The 26,808-nt window shown below is 61.1% G+C and carries 24 protein-coding genes; 7 read left to right on the forward strand and 17 right to left on the reverse strand.

Features of this window, described 5'->3' with window-relative positions; translation table 11 throughout:
- Window positions 1-16: 16 nt before the first annotated feature.
- Window positions 17-1,333 (reverse strand): PQQ-dependent sugar dehydrogenase, encoded by a 1,317-nt coding sequence (locus ENE74_RS14185; RefSeq protein WP_127691584.1) that lies wholly within the window; start codon window positions 1,331-1,333, stop codon window positions 17-19.
- 114 nt (window positions 1,334-1,447) lie between these two features.
- Window positions 1,448-1,630 carry a hypothetical protein gene (locus ENE74_RS14190; RefSeq protein WP_127691585.1) on the reverse strand — a complete coding sequence of 61 codons (183 nt, stop codon included), beginning with the start codon at window positions 1,628-1,630 and terminating at the stop codon, window positions 1,448-1,450.
- 200 nt (window positions 1,631-1,830) lie between these two features.
- Here ENE74_RS14190 and ENE74_RS14195 point away from each other — a divergent pair, with 200 nt between their 5' ends.
- Window positions 1,831-2,040, forward strand: coding sequence for a hypothetical protein (locus ENE74_RS14195; protein ID WP_127691632.1), 210 nt, complete (start codon window positions 1,831-1,833; stop codon window positions 2,038-2,040).
- On the opposite strand, the gene argC is transcribed toward ENE74_RS14195, so the two are convergent.
- The 4 genes from argC to ENE74_RS14215 all read right to left on the reverse strand — a co-directional run bounded on the left by argC (window position 2,037) and on the right by ENE74_RS14215 (window position 5,708).
- Complete coding sequence (gene argC / locus ENE74_RS14200) at window positions 2,037-2,963, reverse strand: N-acetyl-gamma-glutamyl-phosphate reductase (RefSeq protein WP_127691586.1); 927 nt, start codon at window positions 2,961-2,963, stop codon at window positions 2,037-2,039. The two genes, ENE74_RS14195 and argC, sit on opposite strands and share 4 nt — an antisense overlap.
- Window positions 2,960-3,883: a C40 family peptidase gene (locus ENE74_RS14205; protein ID WP_241242013.1), complete on the reverse strand. Its 924-nt coding sequence runs from the start codon at window positions 3,881-3,883 to the stop codon at window positions 2,960-2,962. The genes argC and ENE74_RS14205 overlap by 4 nt, the downstream gene beginning before the upstream one ends.
- Entirely contained in the window at window positions 3,828-4,247 is a 420-nt protein-coding gene (locus ENE74_RS14210) for a MarR family winged helix-turn-helix transcriptional regulator (protein ID WP_127691588.1), read from the reverse strand. Before ENE74_RS14210 ends, ENE74_RS14205 begins: the two co-directional genes overlap by 56 nt.
- Before the next feature lie 63 nt (window positions 4,248-4,310).
- Complete coding sequence (locus ENE74_RS14215) at window positions 4,311-5,708, reverse strand: leucyl aminopeptidase family protein (protein WP_127691633.1); 1,398 nt, start codon at window positions 5,706-5,708, stop codon at window positions 4,311-4,313.
- A gap of 123 nt (window positions 5,709-5,831) precedes the next feature.
- On the opposite strand from ENE74_RS14215, the gene ENE74_RS14220 reads away from it, so the two are divergent.
- Complete coding sequence (locus ENE74_RS14220; protein WP_127691589.1) at window positions 5,832-6,659, forward strand: DUF4163 domain-containing protein; 828 nt, start codon at window positions 5,832-5,834, stop codon at window positions 6,657-6,659.
- Here ENE74_RS14220 and rimO read toward each other — a convergent pair.
- The 8 genes from rimO to ENE74_RS14260 form a co-directional block, all read right to left on the reverse strand.
- Window positions 6,646-8,019 carry a 30S ribosomal protein S12 methylthiotransferase RimO gene (gene rimO / locus ENE74_RS14225; RefSeq protein WP_127691590.1) on the reverse strand — a complete coding sequence of 458 codons (1,374 nt, stop codon included), beginning with the start codon at window positions 8,017-8,019 and terminating at the stop codon, window positions 6,646-6,648. The genes ENE74_RS14220 and rimO overlap by 14 nt on opposite strands.
- A gap of 58 nt (window positions 8,020-8,077) precedes the next feature.
- Entirely contained in the window at window positions 8,078-8,818 is a 741-nt protein-coding gene (locus tag ENE74_RS14230; RefSeq protein WP_127691591.1) for a class I SAM-dependent methyltransferase, read from the reverse strand.
- Window positions 8,819-8,897: 79 nt separating this feature from the next.
- On the reverse strand, window positions 8,898-10,496 hold the full coding sequence (locus ENE74_RS14235) for a TolC family protein (RefSeq protein WP_164847486.1): 1,599 nt from the start codon (window positions 10,494-10,496) through the stop codon (window positions 8,898-8,900).
- Between the two features lie 48 nt (window positions 10,497-10,544).
- A complete protein-coding gene (locus ENE74_RS14240) occupies window positions 10,545-11,891 on the reverse strand; it encodes an HlyD family type I secretion periplasmic adaptor subunit (protein WP_127691593.1) in 1,347 nt (448 codons plus the stop codon).
- Complete coding sequence (locus tag ENE74_RS14245; RefSeq protein WP_127691594.1) at window positions 11,888-13,708, reverse strand: type I secretion system permease/ATPase; 1,821 nt, start codon at window positions 13,706-13,708, stop codon at window positions 11,888-11,890. Before ENE74_RS14245 ends, ENE74_RS14240 begins: the two co-directional genes overlap by 4 nt.
- Window positions 13,709-14,014: 306 nt before the next feature.
- On the reverse strand, window positions 14,015-15,019 hold the full coding sequence (locus tag ENE74_RS14250) for a calcium-binding protein (RefSeq protein ID WP_127691595.1): 1,005 nt from the start codon (window positions 15,017-15,019) through the stop codon (window positions 14,015-14,017).
- A 256-nt stretch (window positions 15,020-15,275) separates the two neighbouring features.
- Window positions 15,276-16,316: a calcium-binding protein gene (locus tag ENE74_RS14255; RefSeq protein ID WP_127691596.1), complete on the reverse strand. Its 1,041-nt coding sequence runs from the start codon at window positions 16,314-16,316 to the stop codon at window positions 15,276-15,278.
- A 364-nt stretch (window positions 16,317-16,680) separates the two neighbouring features.
- Window positions 16,681-17,487 (reverse strand): hypothetical protein, encoded by an 807-nt coding sequence (locus tag ENE74_RS14260; RefSeq protein WP_206517722.1) that lies wholly within the window; start codon window positions 17,485-17,487, stop codon window positions 16,681-16,683.
- Window positions 17,488-17,616: 129 nt separating this feature from the next.
- Here ENE74_RS14260 and ENE74_RS14265 point away from each other — a divergent pair, with 129 nt between their 5' ends.
- The gene (locus ENE74_RS14265; protein WP_127691597.1) at window positions 17,617-18,603 is read left to right on the forward strand and encodes an endonuclease/exonuclease/phosphatase family protein; all 987 of its coding nucleotides are present in this window, start codon (window positions 17,617-17,619) and stop codon (window positions 18,601-18,603) included.
- Here the strand turns inward: ENE74_RS14265 and ENE74_RS14270 are convergent.
- From ENE74_RS14270 to ENE74_RS14280, 3 genes are all read right to left on the reverse strand, one after another.
- Window positions 18,586-19,758: an acyltransferase family protein gene (locus ENE74_RS14270; protein WP_127691598.1), complete on the reverse strand. Its 1,173-nt coding sequence runs from the start codon at window positions 19,756-19,758 to the stop codon at window positions 18,586-18,588. The two genes, ENE74_RS14265 and ENE74_RS14270, sit on opposite strands and share 18 nt — an antisense overlap.
- 120 nt (window positions 19,759-19,878) lie before the next feature.
- Entirely contained in the window at window positions 19,879-20,682 is an 804-nt protein-coding gene (locus ENE74_RS14275) for a glycosyltransferase (RefSeq protein WP_127691599.1), read from the reverse strand.
- Window positions 20,679-22,016, reverse strand: a complete 1,338-nt coding sequence (locus ENE74_RS14280) for an O-antigen ligase family protein (RefSeq protein ID WP_164847488.1) — start codon at window positions 22,014-22,016, stop codon at window positions 20,679-20,681. Before ENE74_RS14280 ends, ENE74_RS14275 begins: the two co-directional genes overlap by 4 nt.
- 351 nt (window positions 22,017-22,367) lie before the next feature.
- Here ENE74_RS14280 and ENE74_RS14285 point away from each other — a divergent pair, with 351 nt between their 5' ends.
- From ENE74_RS14285 to ENE74_RS14300, 4 genes are all read left to right on the forward strand, one after another.
- A complete protein-coding gene (locus ENE74_RS14285) occupies window positions 22,368-23,051 on the forward strand; it encodes a class I SAM-dependent methyltransferase (RefSeq protein ID WP_127691601.1) in 684 nt (227 codons plus the stop codon).
- A 222-nt stretch (window positions 23,052-23,273) separates the two neighbouring features.
- Window positions 23,274-24,362, forward strand: a complete 1,089-nt coding sequence (locus tag ENE74_RS14290) for a glycosyltransferase family 4 protein (protein WP_127691602.1) — start codon at window positions 23,274-23,276, stop codon at window positions 24,360-24,362.
- A gap of 11 nt (window positions 24,363-24,373) precedes the next feature.
- Window positions 24,374-25,489, forward strand: coding sequence for a glycosyltransferase family 4 protein (locus tag ENE74_RS14295; protein ID WP_127691603.1), 1,116 nt, complete (start codon window positions 24,374-24,376; stop codon window positions 25,487-25,489).
- The gene (locus ENE74_RS14300; protein ID WP_127691604.1) at window positions 25,486-26,748 is read left to right on the forward strand and encodes a lipopolysaccharide biosynthesis protein; all 1,263 of its coding nucleotides are present in this window, start codon (window positions 25,486-25,488) and stop codon (window positions 26,746-26,748) included. The genes ENE74_RS14295 and ENE74_RS14300 overlap by 4 nt, the downstream gene beginning before the upstream one ends.
- Window positions 26,749-26,808 lie beyond the last annotated feature (60 nt).

Consider the following 26,808-nt stretch of genomic DNA (forward strand, 5'->3'; position numbering starts at 1 on the left):
CACCGCGGCCGATCGGCTATCTGCTGACCCGCCACACCTTGCCGCCGACGTCATCGGTCACCAGCAGCGCACCCTTCGTATCTGCCGTTACATCCACCGGGCGTCCCCGCGCATCGCCCTGCGCATTCAGAAATGCGGAAAGGACGTCGATGGGCTTGCCGTTCGGTCGGCCGTCAGCGCCGAAGGGCACGAATATCACCTTGTATCCGGCGGCCGGCTTGCGGTTCCAGCTGCCGTGCAAGCCGACAAAGGCACCGTTCGTAAAGGGAGCACCCAGGCCGGTCTGTGCAAAGCTGAGGCCCAGCGGCGCGACATGATTCCCCAGGGCATAATCGGGGCGATGGGTATATTCGCGCAGTTCGGGCCGTTCGGGCTGGACGCGGCGATCCTCATAGCCGCCCCAGTAGTTCCACGGCCAGCCGTAGAAGCCGCCGAACTCCACGCGCGTCAGATAATCTGGCACCAGATCGCTGCCCAGCATGTCGCGCTCGTTGACGACCGTCCACAATTGTCCGGTCTTCGGTTCCCAGCCCATACCGACCGGATTGCGCAGGCCACTGGCAAATATGCGATAATCGCCCTTGGTCAGATTGACTTCGAGGATGTTGGCGCGATTGGCCTCCAGATCGAGGCCATTCTCGCCGATATTGCTGTTCGACCCCACCGACACATAGAGCAACTGACCGTCCGGGCTGGCAAGCAGGCCCTTGGTCCAGTGGTGATTGGGCCCCTGCGCCGGGAGGTTCATGATCTTGCGGGGTGCCGCAGTGATCTTCGTGTCCCCGGTATTGTAGGGGAAGGCCAGCAGCTTGTCCGTGTCAGCGATGTAGAGCGTGTTGCCGACGAGTGCCATGCCATAAGGCGAATGGAGACCGGTGAGCAGCGGCGTTTTGACTTCGGCGCGACCATCGCCATCGGCGTCGCGTAGCAGGGTGATGCGGTTGGGCGATGCGCCGCCCGCACCGGCCTTGGCGAAGAAGAATCCCATGATCCGGTCCTTTATGCCGGATATCTTGCGTGGCGGGCTGTTCGTTTCAGCCACCAGCACGTCGCCGTTGGGCAATTGCAGGATCGTGCGGGGATGCTCCAGCCCCTCGGCAAAGCGGGCGACCTTTAGACCCTGCGCCGGTTGCGGTGCCTCGCCCGCCTTCCAGCCGACGACGTCCGCGATGTTGACCGTCGGCACGATTTCCCGCCGGGCGGTGGTGATGAGCGGTTCGCGACCGACATCCTGACCCGGCGCAAGCCGTGCGGTATCGCCCTGCGCCATATACAGAAAGCCGCCAACGGCGGCGGCGACGAGGACGAGGGCGAGCAGCAGATATTTCTTCATGCGCCTGATCTAGGAGGCAAAGCGCCGCCCTGCAATGACCCTGACGATCGGCCTGTCGAAAGTCGCAAAGTTGCATAAGTTGCGGCGTTGAAACCCGCAGAAAACCGCGGTTCCCTACAGATCGCGCCGCCGCTCGCGCCACCACAGCAGGATAGCGATCCCGACGCCTCCCGCAATGCCTGCAAGTAGCCCGATCGTCGGCTGGCCCAGCAGGCCGCCACCAATCACGCCGCCGATGGCGAGGAACGCGATAATCGCACCGGCACCCGTCGGGTTCCTGTTCGGGGAAGTCGTCATCGCAACCCCTTGCCACGGTTCATCGCGGGACGCCAGCGGTGCCAGAACGGGACATCTGTATCATTATGGCGAATGGCTAATGGCCTGTTGACCTTCGCATGCCGCACAGGTCCTCGGGCGGGCGGTTCTGGCACGGCGTCTGCACGCCTGTGGCCCAAGCGCAAACGTCCGGGGTTCACCCGGCCATGACAGGGGCCATGATGCAAACACCTTATCTGACAGACCGCGCCAGCGTGGACGATGCCGCCGACCTCATGCATCGCTATGGCGACGATGCGGCCTATGAAGCGGTGGCCCGCGCCGACCGCAGCCGCGATAAGGGCAATTACATCCATTTCTGCCGCTGGCGGCAGATCGAGCGGCTGATCGTGCTGCTGTCCATCGAACTGCCGATAGGCACGATTCACTAGAGCCGCAGTCCGGCGGCTTCCTCCAGCCCGGCCATGATATTGAGATTCTGGACCGCGGCACCCGCTGCGCCCTTGCCCAGATTGTCGAGCGCGGCGACGAGGCGGGCCTGGGTGCCGTCGGCATTGGCAAAGACGAAAAGGTCAAGCCGGTCGCTGCCTGCGCAGCGTTCGACGGTCAGCGTCGCCGCGTCGTGATTGGCGATCACGCGCACCACCGGCGATCCCTGATGGAAATCGGCAAGCGCGGCGCGCAATGCGGCGGGCGACGGTGTGCCGGGCATCACACCGAGCGGCAGCGGCACGTCCACGATCATGCCACGGACCAGCGGCACGACCGCAGGTGCGAAAATCGGTGCGACCGCTAGGCCGCAATGCGCCTGCATTTCGGGCACATGCTTGTGCGTCAGCGTCAGCGCATAGGTTGCATAGGCTGACGTTGTGCCGCCGCTTTCATAATCGGCGATCATCGCCTTGCCGCCGCCGGAGTAGCCCGACACCGCGTTGCACGCGAGCGGCCAGTCGGCCGGGATCAGTCCGGCCTTTACGAGCGGGGCGACGAGCGCGATGAAACCGGTCGAATAGCAGCCCGGATTGCTGACGCGCCGCGCCGCAGCGACCCTCTCACGTCCCGTTACTTCGGGAAAGCCATAGACCCAGCCGGGCGCCACCCGATGCGCCGTCGACGCGTCGATCACCTTCGTCCGATCATTGTCGATCAGCGCGACAGCTTCGCGCGCCGCGTCGTCGGGCAGGCACAATATGACGATATCGGCGGCGTTGAGCGCCCGGCGGCGGGCGTCTGCATCCTTGCGTTCGGCATCCGACAGCGCCGTGAGGTTGAGTTCCGGCCTGTCGGCCAGTCGCTCGCGGATTTCGAGGCCGGTCGTCCCCGCCGCGCCATCGATGAATATGCGCACTGTCATGCCGTGATCCTCCGCCGGGCAAGCACCGGCTGTGCATGCAGCGGCGCGAGCCGGGCGATGACATCGGCAAGCGGTTCGACCACCGTCCCCATCCAGTGCGCGTTGGCATGCAGAAGGCTGTCGCTGTCGACCATGATGCCGACATGGCCAGGGAAAAACAGCAGGTCGCCCCGCTGCAACGGCGCATCCTCAGGCAGTTGCACGCCGATGCTTTCCCGTTGCAGATCGGTGTCGCGCGGCACTTTGCGCCCGGCCTGCCCCAGCGCGACCTGGACGAGGCCCGAGCAGTCCACGCCCAGATGCCCGCGGCCGCCCCAGACATAAGGCTGTCCAATATAGCTTGCGGCGGTAGACACCCAGTCGGTCTGCATCTGCTGCGCATCGCAGGCATGGCGGATGTGGACGAAGCCTTCCGGACAGGCCAGGAAGTCGCCTTCGACGGTCGCAGGGAAAAGCGAGCCGCGCGGCCAGCAATCGACGATACGCGCCTTGATGTTCGCCTCGGCGAACACAGGTGCCATATGGGCCGTGATGCGATGCGTCGCCTCTTCACGCAAATCGAGCACATCGCGCTGGACATAGCCGACATAGCCGTCATGGTGACAGAAACCCCATGCCCATTCGGCCGTAACGTCGAGGACGTGAAAGATTTCGCCGCGCAGCAATTGCGTTACCGTTTCCGCACCGGGCGCGGTAGTCGCCCGGACACCGGCACCGGGCATCACGCAGCTCATTTCCACGGCGCGCGCATAATGCGCGGAAAAGAGAACACCGGCCAGGGCGAGGTCGGCAAGGTCGCCACGAACGGCGTGTATGCGCTTGTCCAGCGTTACAGACCGCCCATGCAGCCGAAAACGAATGGGATCAGGCTGCGCGTCCTGAATGTCGGTTTTCCGTATGTCGGTTTTTGCTTCGGTCATCGCGGAGCGTTCCTGCGATGAAAGCATCAAACCCGTCAAGGAAATCCGCCCCCTTGACCGTTCGCGCGACAAAGATGTTGCGCCGGTCGGCAACATCACGCTCCCGCCGGAGATAGCTCAGCGCCGACAATTTGTTGAGTGCGCGGGTAATCACCGGCTTCGAGACGTTGAGCGCATCGGCAAGGCCGCGCACCGTGTGTGGCCCCGGCTGGACATACACCATCATCATCAGCGCCATTTGCCGGTTGGTCAGGTCAGGCTCACCCGACCGGACATAATCGACCAGCGTTTGCATCCATCGATCCAGCGCGGGGGACGGGCGGCGTTCGCCTTGCGGAGATGTCTTTGTTGCCTGAGCTTCCATGATCCCCAAACGCGCAACATCCCATCCGGTTGCGTAACGGCTCCGCCACCTTGCGATTTTGGATTATCCGGTGCGTCCGTAGCGGCCCTGCAACAGCGCGAAGGCCGCGCGGAGGCCCAGCGCATCGCCCCCCTTGGGTCGGCCGGGCCGGGCCGTGGCGCGCCACGCAAAGGTATCGAAATGCGCCCAGGGCACCGTGTCCGGCACGAATCTCTGGAGAAACAGCGCCGCCGTGATCGCGCCTGCAAATCCGCCTTCGCCGGCGTTGTTGATATCCGCAACGTCCGATTTGAGCATGTCGCCATAGCCGCTCCAGAGCGGGAGACGCCAGAGCGCATCGTCGCAGGCGCTGCCTGCAGCGATCAGCCCGTCCGCGAGGCTGTCGTCGTTGGAAAAGAGCGCAGGCAGATCCGGCCCGAGTGCGACCCGCGCGGCGCCGGTCAACGTCGCGAAATCCAGAATGAGTTCGGGTCCGGCCTCTGCGGCCTTGGTCAGGGCGTCGCCCAGAACCAGGCGTCCTTCGGCATCGGTATTGCCGATCTCCACGCTGATGCCCTTGCGTGTCGCAAGAATGTCGCCGGGACGGAAAGCGTTGCCGCCGATCGCATTTTCCACCGCGGGTACAAGGACATGCAGATGCACGGGCAGGCGGCTTGCCATCACCAGTCGCGCAAGGGCAAGCGCATGCGCCGCGCCCCCCATATCCTTTTTCATGAGACGCATGCCGGCCGATGGCTTGATGTCCAGCCCGCCGCTGTCGAAGCACACGCCCTTGCCAACGATTGCGATCCGGGGATGCGCCGGGTCGCCCCAGGTCAGCTCGATCAGGCGTGGCGCAAAGCTGCGGTCGGCAGCGCGTCCGACCGCGTGGATCATGGGATAGCCGCTGGCGAGGGCATCCCCCTGCGTCACATCAAGGCGGGCACCATGCGTCGCAGCAATTGCTGCTGCGGCTTGTTCCAGATCCGGCGGCCCCATGTCGGCGGCAGGCGTGTTGACCATATCGCGGACCAGCGCAACGGCTTCGGCGAGCAGGATGGTCGGCTCGATACGCCGCACGTCCTGCGTCAGCAGGATGCGCGGCCCCTGTGGCTGTTCTTCGCGGCGATAGCGATCGAACCGATATTGCCCGGTCAGCCAGCCGAGCATCGCGGGGCCTGTCCCTACGCCCTCCAGCCGATATGTGCCCGCAGGCAGGACTTCGGCCAGTTTTGCAAGGCACCAGCTCGATAGCGCGGCAACATTGGCGACGCCCGAAACAACGGCCCATTCGTCGGCGCGGTCGCCGGGGATGATCGCATATTCATAGCCTTTCGCCGTAAACTTCTGTGCCGCCACGGCAACGCGCGCCCGTTCCGGCTGCGCCGCAAGCCAGGTTTCGAAGCCCGGCGGATCGACGAGATGGATGGTGCGGGCAGGCTGGCCGGTGTCGGCTTTCAGATAATCGGCAAAGTTGGTCATATCGACGGTGTAGGCAGCAAAGCGGGTCATCGCAATGGCGCGGCCGCCCGCCGCGCGGTGCCGTTGAATCCGGTGGTGGCATGTCTATGGTCGCCGAAAGGGGCGATGCGACAGGAGACGTGGATGTTCACGAGATTATGGGCGGCATCCGTCGGCGCGGCCGGCGTTGCGATGGCGTTGGCGGCCTGTTCACCCGCGGCATCGCCGGGCAATGCTGCGCCGGGCAGTGCGGCTGTCCCCGATACCAGTCGGTTTGCCCGGACACCCGCGCCCTCACCCCCTGCACAAGCTTTCAACATTACCGAGACGAGCGACCTGCTAGAATATGCTTATGCTTATCCCGTCGAAGCGGCGGCGATTCCGGCCATCGCCGCGCGTTTGACCGAGGATGCCACCCGCGCCCAGGCATCGGCCATAACGATGGCGCGCGAAGACGAAGCTGCTGCGAAACAGAGTGGCTATCCCTATCGTCGCCACAGCAGCCAGACATCCTGGACGGTCAAGGCCGATACGCCGCGTCTGCTTGCGCTGCTGGGAGAGCTGTATTTCTACACCGGCGGGGCGCACGGCAACAGCGGATACAAGGTGCTGATGTGGGACAAGGCGCGCAACGGCGAAACCGGTGTGATCGCGATGGCGACGTCACCCGAAGCGTTGCAACAGGCGATAGGCGCGCGCTTCTGCGCTGCGCTGGATGCAGCACGCGCGGCCAAGCGCGGTGGCCCGGTGATGCGTGGTGACGACGGCTTTACCCGCTGCGTCGATCCCTTGAAACAAAGTCTGATCTTCGCGTCGCGCGATGGCAAGGCGATCGACAGCCTGCTGATCGTGATCGGACCTTATGAAGCTGGGCCCTATTCGGAAGGGACCTATGACATTGCGCTGCCGGTCGATGCCGCGTTGATCGCCGCCATGAAACCGGCGTTCCGCGACGCTTTCAGCGCGCCGTAACGGGTACGCCGAAGAGGTCGTGATCGTCCGCGTCCTCGATAATGACGTCGATGATGTCGCCTGCCTTCAATCCCGTCGTGTCGCGCAGGAAGACATTACCGTCGATTTCGGGCGCATCGGCCTGACTGCGGGCGGTCGCGCCGATGCTGCCGTCTTCCTCGTCCGGTTCCCCCACTTCGTCGATGATGACCGCTATGGTGCGCCCGATCTTCGCTTGCAGCTTTGCCGCGGAGATGGCGGCAGTTTTGGCCATGATCCGCTGAAAGCGGTCTTCCTTGATATCCTCGGGCACCGGGTCGGGCAGGGCGTTCGCCGCTGCGCCCTCGACCGGCTCGAAGCGGAATGCGCCGACACGATCCAGCTGCGCTTCATCCAGCCAGTCGAGCAGATACTGGAAATCGGATTCCGTCTCGCCCGGGAAGCCGACGACGAACGATGAGCGGATCGCGATGTCCGGACAGATCGCGCGCCAGTTCTTCACCCGCTCCAGCACCTTGGCATCGTTGGCGGGGCGCTTCATCCGCCGCAGCACATCGGGTGCGGCATGCTGGAAGGGTATGTCGAGATAGGGCGTGAGCAACCCTTCGGCCATCAGCGGGATGACCTGATCGACATGCGGATAGGGATAGACATAATGGAGGCGCACCCAGGGCGCGCGCCCATCCGCCGTGCGCAACTGACCCAGTTCGCGCGCCATGTCCGTCATGTGCGCGCGGACGTCGCGGCCCTTCCACGCGCGGGCCTCATGCCGGGTATCGACGCCATAAGCCGAGGTGTCCTGGCTGATGACGAGCAGTTCCCGGGTCCCTGCGGCGACGAGCTTCTCTGCCTCCCGCAGGACGGCGTCGATGCGGCGGGAGACCAAATCACCTCGCAGCGACGGGATGATGCAGAAGGCGCAGCGATGGTTGCAGCCTTCGGAAATCTTCAGATAGCTGTAATGCCGGGGCGTGAGCTTCAGGCCGCCTTCGGGCACGAGATCGACGAAGGCATTGGGAACCGGCGGCGATGCTTCGTGCACCGCATGCACCACAGCCTCATATTGATGGGCGCCGGTGATGGCGAGAACCGAAGGGAAACGCGCGCGGATCATCGCCGCCTCGTTCCCCATGCAGCCGGTGACGATGACGCGACCGTTCTCCGCGATGGCCTCACCGATCGCCTCCAGCGATTCCTCCTTTGCGGAATCGAGGAAGCCGCAGGTATTGACGAGAACGACGTCGGCCCCGGCATAATCGGGCGACATCTGATAGCCGTCGGCGCGCAGCTTGGTCAGGATCCGCTCGCTGTCGACCAGTGCCTTGGGACAGCCAAGCGAGACCATGCCGACCTTCGGCGCGGGGGGAAATGTCGTTGCCATGATCGCGCGCACATAGGGGTTGCGTGCGCGAATGTCACGCGACCGCTCGATAGCCGCTTTATCGGGGCTTGCGCGCCCGGAACACGACATCGTCCAGGGCATGGCGGCCGCCGGTCTGCGCGTCGATCGGCTTTGCATCGATCAAGGCGACATCGAACCCGACGGCTGCGATGCGGTCCGCAAAGTCCATCCCATATTGCCGCACATGATCCCATTGGCCGAAGCGACGCTCCCGCTCCCGCGCGGGCATCGCATAGCTGCCATCCTCAGTCGGCCTGTCCCATAACGGGACGATCAGCCATGCTTCACCGCCGGGCTTCAGCGCCGCATGCAGATTGGCGAGGACATGTGCGTCATCGGCGACATGCTCCATCACATGGCTGGCGTAGATGATGTCGAAGCGATCGCGATCGGCCAGTTGCATCAGGTCGAGCTTCACGACGCCGGGCAGGGCGTAGACTTCAGGATGCAGGTCGGCGGGCACATAGTCGGTCGCCCGGGCCTGAAATCGTTGCACAAGCCCTTGTTCGCTCGGCGCGATATGCAGCACCCTCGCTTCGTTCGGCACGGTGAGCACGTCATTGTCGATCAGCCAGCAGACGAGCCTCTGGCGCGGCGATGCACCGCACGCCGGGCAGCCCCATGAAGGATTGGCGCCATAACGAAAAAAACCGACGATGGCCGTGCCGCAGGCCGGGCAGGCATGCGAACGCGGCGATCCAGCCGTCGCGCGCACGGCGAGCACGGCGCGCGACATCCATTTACCAGCAGCTCTGGTGGCCCGACGCGGGGTAATCACGATCTTCTCCACGGCAATGTGACGCCGCACCCTATGCAACGCGACCGGCCATTAGAGAAGCCGTTTCTGTATGCGGCCTTCAGGGCTGTCTGGGTGGTGGCAGGGGCCGCGTTTCGGTCACCCGGACCTGCGCACCCGGATCGACGATCGCGCGATCGGTGGAAACCTGCCCGCTGACGGCACGATCCAGGCCGAACAAGACGTCTGTAACAAGTGGCAGATCGCCCCTGCCATCGACCTGATCGTAATAAATGGCCGGATCATAACGATCGATATCCGGCACCAGCTCGGGCGCCTCAAGCAGACCCATGGCGGCGAGCACATTGGCGCGACCGATATATTCGTTCGCCAGAGCGGCGTTATAGCTGTTGCGCACGTTCAACAGATCGCGCGCGAGATCGAGGACGTCGAGCGTCGTCCGCGCCCCGGCCTTTTCCTGGATCACCGCGCCATCATAGGCCTTTTGCGCAGCGTCGATAGCCAGCTGAAAATTATCGAGGGCGGCGCGTGAGGCGGCCATCTGCTTCCAGTTCGATGCGATGGATGCATGGGCATCACGCACCGCCTGATCGATCAGGCGCCAGTCCGCGGCATTGGCCTGTTCTGCCTCCCGCTGCCGCGAAAGGCGCAGATTGGCATCGAGCAGCGGCATCGAGAGCACGATTTCGCCCCGAAGCTGGGTGGTGCGCAGGTTATTCGAATAAGGCGATACGGCGTCGTAGGTCGCCGTGCCGCGCGCATCGATGCGCGGGCCGAACTCGGCCTTCAAAGCCTGAACCGTAGCGCGCGAGATTTTCTCACGCGATTGCGCGGCGCGGATGACGGGGCTGCGCGTATCGCTGGTGTCATAAGCCTGTTCGAGCGAGGCGACGGGAATGACGAGCGCGTCGGGCGATGCCAGATCGCCGGGCTGTGCGCCCACGAGTTGTACGAATTGCGCCTCCGTCGCGCCGAGCTGTCCTTCGGCCTGGATAAGCTGGGCGCGGCCAAGCTCGACACGAGTCTCGATCTGCTGAAGGTCGGACGAGGTGATTTCACGGACGCGGAACCGCTCGCGGCTGTCGCCGAGCTGGCGATCGAGCAGCGCCAGGTTCTGCCGGGCGATGGAGACGGCCTGCCGATCGCGAATCACGGAGATATAGGCCGTGATCGCGCCCAGCAGAGTCTGTGTTTCGTTGAGCCTCAGCGTGTCACGCGCGAAGGCGATCTGCGCCAGTGCGACCTTTTCGCCGCCGGACGCCCGGCCGAAGGTGAACAGCGGCTGGTTGAGAATGGCAGTCGCGACGGTTGACCAGCCCTGCGATCCGACGAAACCCGCCGGCGGCGTCTGGACGCGATCACGTTGATAGCCATGCGTCGCTTCTGCGCTGAGCGTCAGGCCGTAGGCCGCACGCGCCGCAGGATAGCGATTGTCGGTGGAGCGGACCGTCGCGCGCTGCGAAAGGATCGTCGGGTTACCCCAATAAGTGAGCCGTATCGCCTCGCGCAGGTCGCGGACTTCACGCTGCATATCGGGGCTGTCCGGTCCCGTGGCCAGTTCGCGAGGCGTTACCGGCGCGAATACCATCGGCGCGGCGCGGGGCGCGGGCACCCGATCATCCTGCGCAAGGGCGGGCCAGGCCACCCCCGCGAGCAACAGCGCGCCTGCCGTCCTGCACAACCCCGTTCGCGTCATCATTCCGTTCCCCCACATTGTCATCCGGTCCGCCGCCCCGCGAACCCGCAATCAATTGTCCCTGAATGCCCGCTGCAACTGGTCCCGCAACGGTTTGGTCAGGTAGGACAGCATCGATCGGCTGCCTGTTTCGATATAGACTTCCGCAGGCATGCCGGGGCGCAGCGCCAGTTTTTTGGCGCTGCTATCGGTTTCGCCAGCGATTTCAATACGGACCATGAAGAAACTGTTCCCCGATTCGGGTTCGGTCGTCCGCTCCGCGGCAACGTTGAGCACCTTTCCGTCGAACTCCGGCGTGGTCGTCATGTTGAACGCCGTGAACCGGATCCGCGCCTGCTGGCCCGCGCGCACCTGATCGACGTCGGTGGGGCTGATCGCCGCTTCCACGATCAGTCGATCATTGTCGGGCACGATTTCCATGATGGTTTCGGCGGGTTTCACGACATCGCCTATGGTGCTGAACGCCAGCTTGTCGACAGTGCCGGAATAAGGCGCGCGCATCAGGCTGCGGTCCTGAAGATCGCCTGCCGAAACGCTGCGGACCTGCTGCTGGTTCAACACGGTGTTGACTTGCGCCAGTTGCGTGCCTGCTTCCGACCGGCGGGCTTCCGAAAGCTGGATGATCTGCTCCTGCGCCTCGCTGATGCGGGCCTGCGTCTGCGCGATGGTGGCGCGCAGGGCCGCGACATTGCCTTCCATATCGACTGATGTCCGCTCGAGCTGGTTCAGGCGGTTGATCGTGACGAGATCCTTTTCCCACAACTCCCGCACACCCTGCCGCTCGGGCTGGATCAGCGCCTGTTGCTTGTCGAGGGCCGCGATCTGCGCATTATATCCGTCGATCTGGCGCATATACTGGACCATCCGGGCGCGAAGCTGCGCGATGATGCCCGCGCTTTCGCTACGGCGAATGGTGAAGAGCTTCATTTCGTCGGCCATCGCTTTCTGCGCGCCAGCATCCTTCCGGGATGTCAGTTCGGGCGGAAAGCGCAGGACGGGACTGCCCAGCCGTTCGGCCTCCAGCCGTGCCCGCTGCGCCAGCAACTGATCGACGGTCAGGGTGGAAAGCTGCGCATCGGCACCCGAGACGGTGTCGTCAAAGCGGATCAGCGGATCACCCTTGTTCACCTTGTCGCCGTTTTCGACGTAGATTTGCGTAATGATGCCACCGGCCGGATGCGCGATGCGCTTCACACGGCTTTCCACACTCACCTTGCCGCCGCCGAGCACGGCGCCGCCGATGGGCACGAGGACGGCCGCTGCGCCGAGGCCGAAAATGAGCACCACGACCGCGATCAGGGCGAAGCGCATGTTACGACGCAGGCTGACGTCCGGATCGTCCGCGTAAGGGACGATATCCTGCCCGCTATCGATCTGAATGAGGGACGTCGACATCATTGCGTTTCCTGTTCGCTCGTGGCGGGCTGTTCGCTTGCTGCCGCCGGTTCGTCTGTGGCCGCACCCTTATCGGTTGCCGCCTTGTCGATTTTCGGCGGTGCTTTGGTCTTGGTCGCCTTGTTGGGCAGGCTGACGGTCTTGTTGAGCACTTCGTCGCGCGGTCCGAACACTTCCATCACACCGTTGCGCAGGAACAGAATGTAATCCACCAGCGCGATGGCGGCCGGACGATGCGCGATCACGATGACGATGCCCTTGCGTGCCTTCACCGCCGCCACAGCCGATTGCAACGCCGCTTCGCCTTCCGAATCGAGATTGGAATTGGGTTCATCGAGCATCACGAGAAAGGGATCGCGATACAGGGCGCGGGCGAGACCGATTCGTTGTCGCTGCCCGGCTGAAAGCTCCGCCCCGTCAGCCCCGACCGGCGTGTCATAGCCTCTGGGCAGGCGCACGATCATGTCGTGAACATCCGCGGCCTTTGCGGCGTCTATGATGGCCTGCGACGGCGCATTTTCCTCAAACCGTGCAATGTTTTCCGCAATGGTGCCGTCCAGGAGTTCAACAGTCTGCGGCAGATAGCCGATGAACTGGCCGAATTGCGTAGAGTCCCATTGATCGATGGTCGCGCCGTCGAGCCGCACTGTGCCGCGCGCAGCGGGCCATACGCCGATCAGCGCCCGGCCCAGCGATGTCTTGCCAGCCGCGCTCGGCCCGATGATCCCCAGCGCATCACCCGCATTAAGCGTGAAGCTTACGCCCTGGACCGCGACCGACTGCGATCCCGGCGGGACGACGGCAAGCTGCTGGACGGCAAGGCTGCTGTCGGGCGGGGCCAGGACGACGGCGCTTTCTGGCGGGGGGGGCAGGCGACGCAGCAGCTCGTTCAGGCGCTTCCAGCCTTGCCGTGCGGCCGTGAAGCCGCGCCAGTTGGCAATCGACTGATCGACCGGGGCGAGAGCGCGCCCGGCGAGGATCGACGAAGCAAAAATGACGCCGCCGCTCGCCTTCCCGTCGATGACCAGCAAGGCACCCACGGTCAGCACGGCCGATTGCAGGAACAGACGAAATACCTTGCTGGCACCGCCATAGACAGCAACGGTGCGGGCCAGCGCATTGTTGGCATCGATATAGCTCAGATTGCTCGATTCCCAGCGCCGCGTCAGGCGTTCCCGCATCCCCAGTGCCTGCAAAATCTCTATATGGCGCAGATTGTTTTCCGCCATGCCGTTGCGCACCGATCCGATCTGCGTCAGCGCCAGCGTCGGCTTGCGTGAGGCCCGGTCCGTCGCGAAGGTGAGGGCGAGGAGCACCAGCGTACCGACCAGCGCGGTGACGCCCAGCCAGACATGCAGCATGAACAGGATGGCGAGGAAAAAGAACACCCAGGGCAGATCGATCAGCGTCTGCGGACCGGCACCGCCCAGGAAGTTGCGAATCTGGTCAAGGTCGCGCATGGCGATCAATCCGTCACCAGGCATGCGCGCGCCCTTGAGCCGGGCATCCGCGATGGCGCGCTGCACACGAGTAGACAGGGAACGGTCCAGCCCTGTCGCCACTTCGGCGAGCATGCGACCGCGCACCCATTCGAACATCGCCTGGAACAGGTAAACGATGATGATCATGATGAGCAGACCGAACAATGTCGGAATGCTGTGACTGGGCAGGACCGAGTCATAGACCATCATCATGTAGATCGAGCCGCCCAGCAACAGAATGTTGAGGACGGCGCTGACGATTGCGACGACAATGAATGTCGATTTATATCTGGCCAGCGCCTGCGCCAGCTCAGATTTTTCCCCCGGCATCTCAGCCATAAACGTCAACTTCTCCCGTCCGTCGCAGCTTTACTCCATAAGGTCGCACAACTGCACCCTTATTTGGACATTTCGACGGCTGGCTGGCAATTCGCGCTGCAATAGCGTGATTTAACCATATTTCCACCGGCGCTTCTACAGCGATTATGCGACCATCGGTTTAAGCTTGATGAAGCCGGGCGTGCGAATGCGGCAGGATGAGCGTCAGCCTGCCGTCACGCCAAGGCAGAGGCATCCGGGGCAGGCAGGGCGTGGCCATGGTGTGCCAATAGCAAAGCCCCGTCCGCACCGGATTGCGCCTTTCCGTCAGATCACCACGAAATCGTCGATATCGAGCGTCGTCGCACCAAAATTGCCGACAAGCACGGCCTTGCCGCTGCCCGACCCGTCGGCATCCCACCACAGGCTGTGATAACGGTCGAATATGAATTGGCCGTGGCTGGACGTGGTCGACAAAGTGTTGGTGCCGTCGGGTGCGACTGCGCCGGTGCTGGTGAACACGATATAGTCGGCATCGAGCGCACCGGCGCTGAGGCCAAAGATGCTGCCCTTGAGCGCGGCCGTGTCCACGCCGCTCACAAAGTCATGGACCTTCGTGATGTCGGTGCCGTTCGCATAATTGAAAACGAAGGTGTCGGCACCAAGGTCGCCATAGACCTGATCGAAGCCGCCGCCGCCGGTGATGATGTTGTCCAGCGCATTGCCCCGGATGAGATTGTCCGCCGCGTTTCCCGTGCCGCGAATCGCGGTGCCGAACATGGCCAGACGCTCGACATTCTCGGGCAGGATGTAGTCGACCGAGGCGAGAACGATATCGGCAGTGCCTTCGTTCGCCAGTTCAATCACCTTGTCGCCGACATTGTCGACCGAATAATAGTCGTTGCCATCGCGGCCGATCATCTTGTCCTTGCCCGCGCCGCCGTTGATGCGGTTGTCGCCTGATGTGCCGTAGAGCGTATCGTTATACTTCGACCCGATGATGTTTTCGAAACCGGACAGCTTGTCGAGCAGACCGCCACCGGTGAACTGCCATCCGGTCTTCGCCAGATCGACGGTCACCGCGCAATGGACATTGTCATAGGCGACGGTATCGACGCCTGCGCCGCCGATCAGCACATCGAGAAGACCGCCGCCCCGGATGGTGTCATTCCCGCCCAGGCCATCGACCTTGGAGAAGAAGAAGGACTTGGCTTCCAAGGTATTGGCAGACTCGGTGCCAGTGACCGTGCCGAACAGGTCATCGAAAAGGGACGAAAGGGACGTGCCGGTCAGCGCACTGGTTTTTGTGGAACTGGAAGATAGGTATGTCATCGCAAATGCTCCCTGTTTGTCATTTGCGAGAAAGCCACAGTCTCTTGTATTTGCAACGAAATCCTAAGTAGTTTTACACATGATTATGTTTCGAAATGGGATTCGACAAGCATTGTCAACATGCATAATGAGAGTTGTAGCAGAATAGAACAGGTGAACGATCGGGAGTTTATAACCCCAATACATCGATCACATTAAAAAAGGGGAAGTGGCCGCGACCACTTCCCCCTCTTTTTCGTTCTTCCGAAGAAGAAGATCAGATAACGACGATGTCCGAAGCGACGATCGTGGTGGTTGCCATCGTGGCAATCCAGATCGCATCCGCACCGCCCGCACCGTCCGCGTCGTAATACAGATTGTCGAGTGCATCGTCGAAGATGAACTGTGCGCCTGCGCCGACGGCAGCGGTGCCGTAGGTCAGCGTTGCACTGGCGTCATAGTCGGCAGCCGAGAACTGAAGCGTGTCAACGCCCGACTGGAACTGACGGATGCGATCAACACCGTTCAGGGCAGCCGCTTCGAAGATGATGGTGTCTGCACCGGAACCGGCAGTGATGGTGTCATCACCGCCACGGCCACGGATGGTGTCGTCACCGCCAAGGCCGATGATCGCGTTGGCGTTGTTGTCACCCAGCAGCGTATCGGCGGATTCCGTGCCTTCGATGTTTTCGAAGTTACGGATGGTGTCCAGGCCGAAGCCAGTGTTCTGCGCCTTGGTGATCAGCAGATCGACGGTCGCACCGCCGGCTGCCGTCGTCTTGAACGAAATGGTGTCTACGCCGGCACCGCCGTCGAGAAGGTCGTTACCTTCACCGCCGTTGATGACGTCATCGCCACCCTGCCCGTAAACGGTGTCATTGCCACCGCGACCATGCAGCTGGTTGTTGCCGCTGTTGCCGCGCAGAGTGTTGGCAGCATCGTTGCCGCTGCCGTTGATGTTGCCAGCGCCTTCCAGCAGGTCGAGGATCTCGGCATTGGTGTCGAGCGCATAATTTGCCAGCGAGGAGACAACACGGTCGATGCCGCCGTTCGAAAACTCGATGACTTCGTCACCGATGTTATCGACATAGTAAGTGTCGTTACCGTCGCCACCAACCATGTAGTCGGCGCCTTCGCCGCCCGACAGCTGGTCGTTGCCTTCACCGCCGTACAGGGTGTCGTTACCGGCACCGCCGTAGAGGACGTCATTGCCTGCGCCTGCGTCGATGATGTCATCACCGCCACGGCCATAGATCATGTCATTGCCGGCGGTGCCGTCAATGTCGTTCGCGTCTTCAGTGCCAAAAATCTGAGCCATAGTCCGAAACCTCGATAAAGGGGGGTGTGGGAAAGAAGCGATGTGAAACGTTTAGTTGCTTTTTGTTTTTGTGACAGCGCGACCGTTTTTCGGGCTTAGCTGAGCTTGCGTCCCATTACGCTTAATATTCCCTTAATGCATATATCTGTCAACCGTAAAGGGCTGTTAACCAGCCCAGGTTCGTGCTTTGTCCCATAATGACGCGATTGTGCTGCGATTGCTAACACATGCGATCGATTGCCCGCTTTGTCGCCGGACAGGATGATCGACAGCAACGGCTGTCTCGTCGCCGCGTGCGCCATGTTCGGTCAGCGGTGCGAGCTCGACAGGGGCAGTCTGCGCCGTATCGGGCGGTCGGTTTCACTCAGGCGGCAGGCGCTTCGTTTTCCGATGGCTGGCTTTTGCGGACCAGCAATCTGGCCGGACGGCGCGCCTGGGCCGTCTTGAACAAGGAGAAGGTCTTGTCGACATAGTTGGAGACGGCCGACAGCCCCTGCATATGCTCGATCACCTCCGGCGTGCGTTCCGCTTCGAACAGGCGGAAGGGGCGGGCCGGGTCCATGGTTTCGAACAACAGCGAGAACCAGGGTTCGCCGCGTTTCAGAACCAACGGCCGGGTGACGTCATGCCATTCGAACGCCCACATCATCGGTCGGGGCCAGATATGGATGGGCAGGCGTCCGCCGATCATCACACCGGGCCACGGATCGGCCCGATAGCGACCGATCGGTTCAATCTGCGTCATCCACACCGGTTCATCGGACAGGAAGACATAAGGCGTCATCAACTGAATGACCGGCCGGTTGGGATGGCGCCATTCGCGCGGCGCGACGATCGCCAGCATCTGGTTGAGATGCTTCCCCCGGATCGCCGACATGTCGCCATCCAGATTGCTGAGCGCGGGCTGGCCCTTTTCGTCCTTGCGAAAGGCAAGGCGGACATCGATCGGACAGGGTACTTCGAATGTCCGCGCTTCATGATCGCGCACCGAAGGACAGAGGGTCACCGACTTGGCATGAGTGGGCGACGGGTCGGACGGCTTTTTGCGGCGCGGCTCCTCCCAGATGAACCGTGCCTTGTCGGTATCGAGCAGCCAGCCGATGTCGATCGTACGCCCCTTCGCCGAAGACGCTGCGGCTGCGCTCCGCTCTCTGCCCAACAATGCGCGCACGCTATCCCAAGCCAAAGTTGATCCCCCGGTAAAAGCCGTTATCTGGACCCAAGCGCGGGCCGTTGACAAGGCTCCATCACGAGCGGACCTCATCATGACATCGATCGACACTGGCGAAGCTGACAGGTGATGCGGCGTTTCGCGGTTATATTCCTGTCGGGATTGCTCGCCACGCTCGCGCTGCTGTCGCTTTACGGGCGCACCGACAGTAGAACAGCCGTCGCGGTGATCGCGAGCGGACTGGCGATACCGTCGGCAGTATTGGCGCTGGCGATCGCCCTGGCGCTGGCGTTGGTGTTGCGCGGCAAGCGACAGCCTTTGATACGGATCGCGCTTTTGTCCGCGATCGTGCTGCTTGTGGCATGGTCGCCACTGGCCGATTCGTTCGGCGCGGGGCAGATACCGGGAGACGGGCGCCGGGCCGACCATCGCAATGCGACAGTCATTGTCAGCGCAAACATGTTTCGCGCGAACCGGACACCGCGCGCGGCGGTGCAGGCGGTGCTGGACCAGAATGCGGATATCGTCATGATGCAGGAGGCCAATGGCCCGACGCGCCCCTTCCTGAACATGATGGCGCGGCATTATAAGTATCGAACGCCGTGCCTCCGCTATTGCAGCCTCATCATCTGGAGCCGCCGCCCCCTCAGCTTGCTGCCGGACAGTTTTTCGCTTCATTTGCCATGGCAGTTCCGGCGGATGATGCTGGTTGCGCGAACGCAGGACCGGACAGGCCAGACGGTCGTGGTGGCGACCGTCCATTATCCTCAGCCGGTGCCGGTGGCGAAGCAGGCGGCCGTGCGGACGGCCCTGGCCGAGGCGCTGGCGCGGACGGACGGTGCCCGGCTGATACTGGCAGGCGACATGAACATGGCGGGCTGGTCACCGACAATGGCACAGCAGGATCATCTGTTTCATCCGCTGGTGCGAGCAACGCATGGCCTGATGACTTATCCTGCGCTGATCGCGATGAAGGACTTGCCGTGGCCGCTGCCGTTCGTGTCGATCGATCACCTTTATTCCGGCGCCGGCTTTTCAGCCGTCTGGGCGGACAGCTTCGCCATTCCCGGATCGGACCATCGCGGCATTCGCGTGCTGTTACAGGCCCGACCCTGACTGGCGGGACATAGTGTCGGGATCGACACGCTTGGGCGGACGCAGCACACCGGGCACCAGCGGCAAAAACCGTTCGCGGTGAACGATCCAGCGCGCTTCGAGTGATTTCAGCGGCTTGCGAAGCCGCAGCGCGGGACTTTCCACATAATGCCACGACAAGGCCGCGAGCACTGCCGTGGTAGGCAATGCGACGGCGATGTTGATGGCCCAATGCTGCACTGCCGGGCCGATGGCCATATAGGCTTGTTGAACGACGTAGCTGTAAAGGAAGATGGCGTAGCTGTAATCGCCGCGCTTGAGGATAGCGATCTTGGGCGGGTTACACAAGCCAAGCCAGATCGTGAAATAGGCGATGGGGACGGGTGCCACGAAATCGCCATAAATGGGAAAGCTCATCAGCAGGATGCTGCAAACGCCCGCGCCGATCCCCAGCCGGGCATTCCAGCGTACCCGGTCGCGCCAGAGATAGAAGGCGACCGAAGTGAGGAAGCAGATGACCAGCAGTATCGCAGGCATTCCGGTCGGTGGACGATCCGCGCCAGTGCCATGCCGCAGGACGAATATCCCAATGGCCAGCATCCACCTCAGCACTACGGTCAACAGGAACATGCCGCGCCGTCGCGCGATGCTGAAGACAGCAAGCCCGGCCAGCACAATATAGCAGAACAGTTCGATAGGAATTGTCCACAACTGCCCGTTCACGCGCTGCGGATTGGGATTGTCGAGGAACAGACCGGGCAACTCATAGCCGATGAACCCTGTTGCCGTTGCCAGATACCGCCAGAATGTCCCGTCGCTGAAGTATGTCTGGAGCGGTACGGCGGTCAGAATCGGCCCGACGACGAGCGCCGAAAACAGCATCATCACGGTCAGCGCCGGATAGATGCGGATGACGCGCAAGCCGATGAAACTGACCATCGACGGACAGCGTTCGAGCGACCCGGCGACCAAAAAGCCGGAAACCGAGAAAAACATCGGCACGAGCATACCGATCAGCGCCCGCCAACCTGTGGTCTGCACGGCATCCTGAAAGTCGGGGCCATAAGTGGTGACGACCGAATGCCAGCAGACGATGGCACAGGACAGACCGATCCTGAGATAATCGAACCCCGAAGGACGACCTCCGGTGCGGGTGATTTGCTCGTCCAGCGTCATCGCTGCGTCTCCACGCGTGCAGCCATGGCGCTGCACTGCGGTGAAGCAAAGACGCGGCCTAAGGCTGGTTGTGTCCCTCTCCCCCCGAAGGTTGCACTCGAATATGTTGCAACTGCACAGTTACGCGCCTTTCCCGAGCAAGCCAAACAGCTTGCGACGAAATGCCCTGAGGCGCGGCGGAATGATGGCGAGCAGGGTATATTGCATGACGGTTTTCAGAAATGCGGCGCGGTCGCCCGTGGCGGCATGATGCACGATGCGGGCCGCGCAACTGTACATCAGCTGATTGATTCGCCGACTGACCGAGATGTTGCCGGCATGATAATGGCGGCGCACCAGCGTTTCGGGCACGGCGGCGAAGCGATATCCCGCCCGCAGCCCGGCCAGATAGAGCGCATAGTCCTGCGCATTCACGAAGGTCTCGTCGTAGCCGCCGAGCGCCAGTATCCGCTGCCGACGAAAGGCCAGCGAGGGATGCAGAAGGACGTTGCGACGGGCCAGTCCCGCACAGATCGAGTCATGGTCCACCGGGCAGCGGATGGCATAGGGGCGTGTTGCCTCCTGCGCGACGCCTTCGCCCCAGGTCGCGACGAAATCCGCACCCGTGCGTTCAAAGCAAGCGAGCTGGCGTTCGATCCGTTCCGGCAACGATTCGTCATCGTCATCTGCACGCACGATGATATCAGCTTCTTCGGCTGCGACGATCCCCCGGTTCAGCGAAGCCGTGATGCCGAGATTACGGTCGTTGAAGACGAAGCTGATTTGCGGCCATTGCGCCTTGAGCGCCGCCTGTTCCTCGCCGGATGTCGTCCGATCGACGACAACGACGATCCGGTCGGGCATTCGCGTCTGGCCAAGCAGCGCAGGCAGATGACGGTCCCAACCGGCATGCGCCATGGTCGGCAAAAGCACCGCGACATTCATGCGGCCTGTCCCGATATATGGCCGCTTGCATTTCCGCGGCGGGCGGCAGGTGCGAACGCGCGGCGCCAGCGTCGACCCTGCGCTTCATCCGCGCCCGATTGCGCCTGCATCCGCGCCGTATTGGTACGCGCAATGTTTATGACAGCGGCCAGAATGAAGAAGATGAGGAAGTCCGACTGGAGCGGGCCTTCGTTGTGAAAATAGATGTGGACGATATAGGGCACGAAACCCAGCCAGAGGAACAGTGTGGCACGGCTCGTAGGCAGAATGATCGGGATCAAGGCAAGGATGAAGAAGCCATATTTGCCCAGCAGCAATAGAAAATAATTGTGGACGGGCCACTGCCGCACTCGTTGCGGGCCATCCTCATAACGCAGTTGCGAGAAGAACTGTTCAGCGTAGCGCATGCTGTCAAAGGTCAGGCCATATCCCATGGGGCGCGCCTGAACGAGCATCCAGCCATAATTGCGCAGCGTTGTGCGACCAACGGCCGAGCCATCATCCGTGGAGGCCACGCGGACCCCAGCGTCATCCATCGATTCGAGGATGGGCTGCGCGGCAACGGAAGCCAGCAAAAGCGCGGGAAGCACGATCAGCAGGAGTCCCGGTGCTCGCAACGCAAAATAGATGGCGAAGAAAATGGCCATGCCCAGCAACGGCGAACGGTTTCCCGTCACCGCCGCCAGCAATCCGAATATCAGACAACCGACCAGCAGCGCCCAATCGATCGAGCGATTTTTATGGGGGTCAGTGGACAAGGCGCGCCACGCGAACAGAGCCGCGATCGCAAGACAGGTGTGAGTCGCGAACAAGACCGGCGAATAGGCGAGGCCCATGGCGCGGGCGCGACTAATATAGATATCTTGCGTGGCAGCGGTATCGTTCGATAGTCGGCCAATTATTGCACGAGCCTCCCACGCAGCATTAACACCAAGTGCTTGACCCACAGCGAAGATCGCACTGAACGCCAATGCCGCCAAAAATGTCGCAATTATTACACGGGGACCAAAATGAAGTACCAGCGTGTATACGATAATTATACCGATCGCCGCTTGTACATGGATTTCAAAAACTTGTATTGTTACTTGTACTATGTCCGCGTGTGAAAGGATGCTCGTAAACACTCCCAATAGTGCAGCGAATAACAATACTAATAATATCCGCCAGCAGTGTGCGAAGGTTACAAAAATCTTCTTTGGCATAGCGAGAAAAAGAATTGCTCCTGAACCAAGAAGAAAGACAGACCTCAGTGGCAGCGGGCCAGCGGATAGTTTGACAGCATTTACTGATAGTGTGATTGAAACGGCAAAAAGTAAAAGCGCAGTTTTCAACAATATAGAAAGACGCCTGTCAGATTTTACATCTGACATTCGTGTGCCAAGAATAGCTCGATCCATCGCTTTAATTTTGCCTCGCACGACTAGGTATCCTGTGATGGCCTGTGGCACAGCGGTTGTCCGTCATCAAGAACAGCCCCCGTGGAATGAAGCCGTCTATAGCGTAAATTGAACCATATGCCGCAGGAAAATTGTGCGTTGCAACAAAAAGACTAATTATATGCCACAAAACCGTAACATAAGATAAATAGCTTCAAATTATCCAGATACCTATAAGCCAAAAATAATTTGCTGTAAATGTAAGATCGTAAATTCACAATTTCTATACTTATTAAGTAGGAGGTTGGGTTGATATCAAATATTAAAAACATTGTAGCAAAAAAATCACGTTATAAGCGCTCCAAGTTATTTTTAAAACTACTAAATCCATCAGAAGACAGTACCATACTTGACTTGGGAGGAGGCAAAGGTAGACATTTTGCTAGCGTTTTTCCATTTAGAAAAAATGTTACCATATCTTGTTTTATACAAAGTAATTTAGATTACGCAAAAAACAATTATGGATTTAATACTATATTACTTGATGGAACTCAAGAAAAGTTGCCATTTGAGGATAATCATTTTGATATTGTATTTTGCTCCTCAGTTATTGAACACGTAACAGGGCCAAAATCTCAAGCTATTGCCGATTTCAAGTCAGATGGCGATATTTTTCGAACTAAGGCTTATGACTATCAAAAAAACTTTGCGCTAGAAATACAAAGAATTAGCAAACGGTATTTTGTTCAAACACCTGACAAACGTTTTTTTGTGGAAGTCCATAGCTGGATTCCTCTGCTCGGATATCTGCGTACGCATAATCAATGGAAAGTAATTAAATTATTCAATAGATTCTGGCCTAGAAAAGATGAAAATCCAGATTGGGCGCTACTATCAGTCAGGGAAATGAAGGAATTTTTTCCCGACGCCACAATTCATTACGAAAAATTATTTGGAATTAACAAATCAATAATAGCAGTGGGTCCGCGATAATCGTTTCTTGTAATTCAGTATTTTCAAGGCTCGATATCGTAATTTTGCGCGATATATTCCATAGCTGTACGATTTTGGCGTCTCCAACAGCGTAGACTTTTGCTGCGGCGCAATGCATAGCGGCGGCGGTTCGTCGGCGGCGACCCGGCGATCGGGGGTGCGATCGTTGGTCCTGTCCGCCGGTTGGACACGCTGACTGCCGAGAGACAGGGTGCTGTGGTTATGCGTAACAGGGTTTTCGTGGTCGGTGCGCGCGGCATCCCGGATGTCGAGGGCGGGGCCGAAAAGAACGCGGAGCGGCTTTTCCCCTTGATGGTCAGGCGCGGCTGGGACGTGACGCTGGCGGGTATCGCCGACAATCTGAAATCTTCCGACTATCGCGGCGTGAAACTCGTCGGTGCACCTGCTTCGCGGCTGTTGCGGACCGACAAGCTGTTTTATTATGTCGCCGCGATCTTCATGGCGCTGCGGCGTCGACCGCATGTCGTCCACATGCAGGGGCTTGGATCGGCGATCATGCTCTGGGCCTACAAGCTGATAGGCGCGCGCACTGTCGTCCGCTACGGTTCGGCCGATTATCTGCTGCCCAAATGGGGCTTTCTGGGCCGCATGGGCTTTCTGTTCAGCGAGTTCCAGTTGCGCTTTGCCGATGCGGTCATTGCGGTGACACCGGCGCTTGCCGACCGGCTGGCGGCGCGCGGCATCAAGGGCAATGTCCATGTGATCGCCAATGCCACCGACGCGAGTGACGATTTCGACGGTTCACCCCCGCCCGAACTGCCCCCCGGACCTTATTTTCTGGCGGTCGGCCGTGTGACCGAACAGAAGAACGTCCATCGGCTTGTCGAGGGGTTCAACCTGTTCGCAAAGGACCATCCCGAAGCCTTGCTGGTGATCGCCGGCGGTGTCGATGATGAGAGCTATATGGTGCAGGTGCGGCCGCATCTTACGCCCCGCACGTTGCTGCTCGGCCGCCTGCCGCGCTCGTCGCTCGGCGCGCTGTACAGCGGTGCGCATTGTTACATCAACAGCTCCATCCACGAAGGCAGCTCCAACGCGGTGCTGGAGGCGATCAGCTGGAAAGCGCCGATCCTGCTGAGCGACATTCCCGAAAACCGGGACTTTGGCATCGGTGATGCGCATTATTTCGATCCGGAGGACCCTGTGGCGATTGCCAGTGCGATGGCACGGGTGATGGCCGACCGCGAATCCCTGATCGCCGATCCGGCGAAGTTCATGACGTGGGACGATGTCGCCGACCGGACGTCCGCCGTCTATCGCGCAATCGGCCTTGTGGCTGCGGCGCATTGAGCGATCGTCCGATGCATGTGCTCACCCTGTTTCTGTCGGCTGGCAAATCGCTGACATGGTGGGACAGCGAAGGCCTGCTCTCGCGTGAAATACTGCTGTATCTGGAATTGCTGCGGCGGGACACGTTCGATCGCATCCAGATTTTCACCTATGATGCGGCCGACCGGGCTTTGGTGGCGCAGCGGGCCGCCGGCGATCCGCTGTTCGGCCGTATCGACCTGATCGCGCCGACAAGCGGGCGGGGCGGGGCGGCTTGGAGCATCCTTGGCGTCATGCGGCATCGCGCGGCGATCGCCCGATCGCGCGTGCTCAAGACGAACCAGATCAGCGGCGCATGGGCGGCAATCCTGGCTCGGTTGCTCACGGGGCGCCCACTGGTGCTCCGCATGGGCTATGTCCTGTCCCGCCGCTTTACCCTGAACGGTCAACGGCTGAAGGCGTCGCTTGCGGCATTGGTGGAGCGGTTCGGCATTGCGTGCGCCACGCGGGTGATTGTCACCTCACGCGAGGCCGCCGATCATTTCGCGCGCAAGGGCATGGGACAGGGGCGCGTGCGGCTGTTGCCCACTTATGTCGATACCGGCATTTTCGCGGCCAAGACGGACTATGACTTCGACGGCCCGGCCATCGCCGTCGGGCGGATGCGGCCGCAGAAGAACCTGCCCGAATTGCTGCGCGGCTGCGCCAACGCCGGTGTGGCGCTGACGCTGGTAGGCAAGGGCGAACAGGAAGGCGAACTGCGCGCGCTGGCCGATACGCTGCCTGTCCCGGTGACGTTCATCCGGTCGATAGACAATGCCGATCTGGCGGCGCTGATGGCGCGCCATTGCCTGTTCATCCTGCCCAGTCTCCACGAAGGCCTGCCCAAGGTATTGATCGAGGCTATGGCAACCGGCCTTGTCTGCATCGGTACGCCGATACCCGGCATCACCGATCTGATCGAGGACGGCGTGACCGGCTATCTGACCGACGGGTTCGATGCGGACGCCATAGCGCGCGCCATCGGACGCGCCCGGTCCGAGCGGAGCGGCGGGATCGGCGGGGCGGCGCGTGCGCGGATCGAGCAGGCCTTCGGGCTGGGCGTCTATGCAGACGCGGAAGCGGCGATCTACGCGGAACTGGCATGACCGCAGAGGCACCGCGCAAGCGTTCCGGTCGCCGGGCCGCGATCCTCGACTGGCTGGCCAAAGGGCCGTTCGCCATCGCCGCGTCGACATTGCAGGGCGGCGTCAACTATTTCATCGTCCTCTTCCTGAGCTTTGGTGCGGGGCTGGCCGCGACCGGCGAATATCGCACCTATTTTTCCTATTACAGCCTGTTTGCGCTGGCATCGATGATGGAATCGAACAAGGTTTTCATCCGCTCGGTCGTTAACGACGATACGGCCGCTGCGACCGGACTGTTCGCCAATCGCCTGCTGTTCAGTGTCGGCACCGTTGTCGTGCTGGCAGGCATATGGGCCGTCGGGCTACTGATTGAGCAGCCGCTGCTCGATCCCATGATCCTTGCCATCGGTCTTGTCGGTGCCGTCATCTATCCGTTCGATTTCTATATAGCCGAATTGCAGGCGCGCCGACGTTTCCGCATGCTGTTCGTTGTCGAAAGCGTCAAATATGGCGGCGCGCTGCTGGTTTTCATCCTGATGGTGAGGACCGGGTTTGGCATCGGTGCGGCGGTGCTGGCGCAGCTGGCATTCATGGGGCTTTGCAATATCAGCTTCTTTCGCCTGTTCAGCCGTCGCTGGGTACTGTTCGGCGAGGTGTGGCGGCGGTTTGGCGCATTGATTGCCGGCGGTCCGGCGCATCAGGCAAGGCTGTACAGCTTTGCCAATATCTTCCCGGCATCACTGGAACATGTCGACAAGCTGCTTGTCGGCTGGGTCTTTGGCCTGGAGTTTCTGGGGGTCTATACGCTCGCCTATTCGACCGGCCGCTTTCTGTACAATATTCTGAAGCCTGCCATGTATGTCTATTACCGGCGTTTTGTGGATGCGATGCCGGGGTGGCCGCTGCTGCGGCGGGTGAGCCTGATCTTCACGATATTGGGCGTGGGAACCAGCATCATTTTCTTGGCTGCGATCGCCTATGTGCCGCAGATGGCGAAGTTCGCAGACGGGCGCTGGGCGACGGTCATCCTGTTTTGCAGCTATGGCCTTGGTATATTGCACGCCGTCTACTCGCAGGCCTTTGCGCTCAACAAGGATTCGGTCGCATCGCATTCCTTCCGCGCCCATATGCGCGCAACGGCCATATCGCTGATACTGCTGACCGTGGCGCTGGGAAGCCCGCCGATGCTGGCGCTGATCTTGCTGGCGTTGCAATATCCGGTGCGCGACGGACTTTCGGTGCTTCTGATGGACCGTTATCGCCGGTCTGGCGGGACCTGAACAAAAGCCTGTCCTACACATCAGCGCGAGACATATAGGGAACATCCTTTTTTCCTGTTC

Origin of the sequence: Sphingobium algorifonticola, from assembly GCF_004005485.1 — a bacterium.
Taxonomy (GTDB): domain Bacteria; phylum Pseudomonadota; class Alphaproteobacteria; order Sphingomonadales; family Sphingomonadaceae; genus Sphingobium; species Sphingobium algorifonticola.

Bases quoted from the DNA above. Each gene is read 5' to 3' on its own strand.
- ENE74_RS14205 (WP_241242013.1), bottom strand. From the start codon at position 3,883: ATGACCGAAGCAAAAACCGACATACGGAAAACCGACATTCAGGACGCG.
- ENE74_RS14215 (WP_127691633.1), bottom strand. From the start codon at position 5,708: ATGACCAACTTTGCCGATTATCTGAAAGCCGACACCGGCCAGCCTGCC.
- rimO (WP_127691590.1), bottom strand. From the start codon at position 8,019: ATGGCAACGACATTTCCCCCCGCGCCGAAGGTCGGCATGGTCTCGCTT.
- ENE74_RS14250 (WP_127691595.1), bottom strand. From the start codon at position 15,019: ATGACATACCTATCTTCCAGTTCCACAAAAACCAGTGCGCTGACCGGC.
- ENE74_RS14290 (WP_127691602.1), top strand. From the start codon at position 23,274: ATGCGTAACAGGGTTTTCGTGGTCGGTGCGCGCGGCATCCCGGATGTC.
- ENE74_RS14275 (WP_127691599.1), bottom strand. From the start codon at position 20,682: ATGAATGTCGCGGTGCTTTTGCCGACCATGGCGCATGCCGGTTGGGAC.
- ENE74_RS14255 (WP_127691596.1), bottom strand. From the start codon at position 16,316: ATGGCTCAGATTTTTGGCACTGAAGACGCGAACGACATTGACGGCACC.
- ENE74_RS14245 (WP_127691594.1), bottom strand. From the start codon at position 13,708: ATGGCTGAGATGCCGGGGGAAAAATCTGAGCTGGCGCAGGCGCTGGCC.
- ENE74_RS14185 (WP_127691584.1), bottom strand. From the start codon at position 1,333: ATGAAGAAATATCTGCTGCTCGCCCTCGTCCTCGTCGCCGCCGCCGTT.
- ENE74_RS14295 (WP_127691603.1), top strand. From the start codon at position 24,374: ATGCATGTGCTCACCCTGTTTCTGTCGGCTGGCAAATCGCTGACATGG.
- ENE74_RS14220 (WP_127691589.1), top strand. From the start codon at position 5,832: ATGTTCACGAGATTATGGGCGGCATCCGTCGGCGCGGCCGGCGTTGCG.
- argC (WP_127691586.1), bottom strand. From the start codon at position 2,963: ATGACAGTGCGCATATTCATCGATGGCGCGGCGGGGACGACCGGCCTC.
- ENE74_RS14240 (WP_127691593.1), bottom strand. From the start codon at position 11,891: ATGATGTCGACGTCCCTCATTCAGATCGATAGCGGGCAGGATATCGTC.
- ENE74_RS14265 (WP_127691597.1), top strand. From the start codon at position 17,617: ATGCGGCGTTTCGCGGTTATATTCCTGTCGGGATTGCTCGCCACGCTC.
- ENE74_RS14195 (WP_127691632.1), top strand. From the start codon at position 1,831: ATGCAAACACCTTATCTGACAGACCGCGCCAGCGTGGACGATGCCGCC.
- ENE74_RS14190 (WP_127691585.1), bottom strand. From the start codon at position 1,630: ATGACGACTTCCCCGAACAGGAACCCGACGGGTGCCGGTGCGATTATC.
- ENE74_RS14235 (WP_164847486.1), bottom strand. From the start codon at position 10,496: ATGATGACGCGAACGGGGTTGTGCAGGACGGCAGGCGCGCTGTTGCTC.
- ENE74_RS14210 (WP_127691588.1), bottom strand. From the start codon at position 4,247: ATGGAAGCTCAGGCAACAAAGACATCTCCGCAAGGCGAACGCCGCCCG.
- ENE74_RS14270 (WP_127691598.1), bottom strand. From the start codon at position 19,758: ATGACGCTGGACGAGCAAATCACCCGCACCGGAGGTCGTCCTTCGGGG.
- ENE74_RS14300 (WP_127691604.1), top strand. From the start codon at position 25,486: ATGACCGCAGAGGCACCGCGCAAGCGTTCCGGTCGCCGGGCCGCGATC.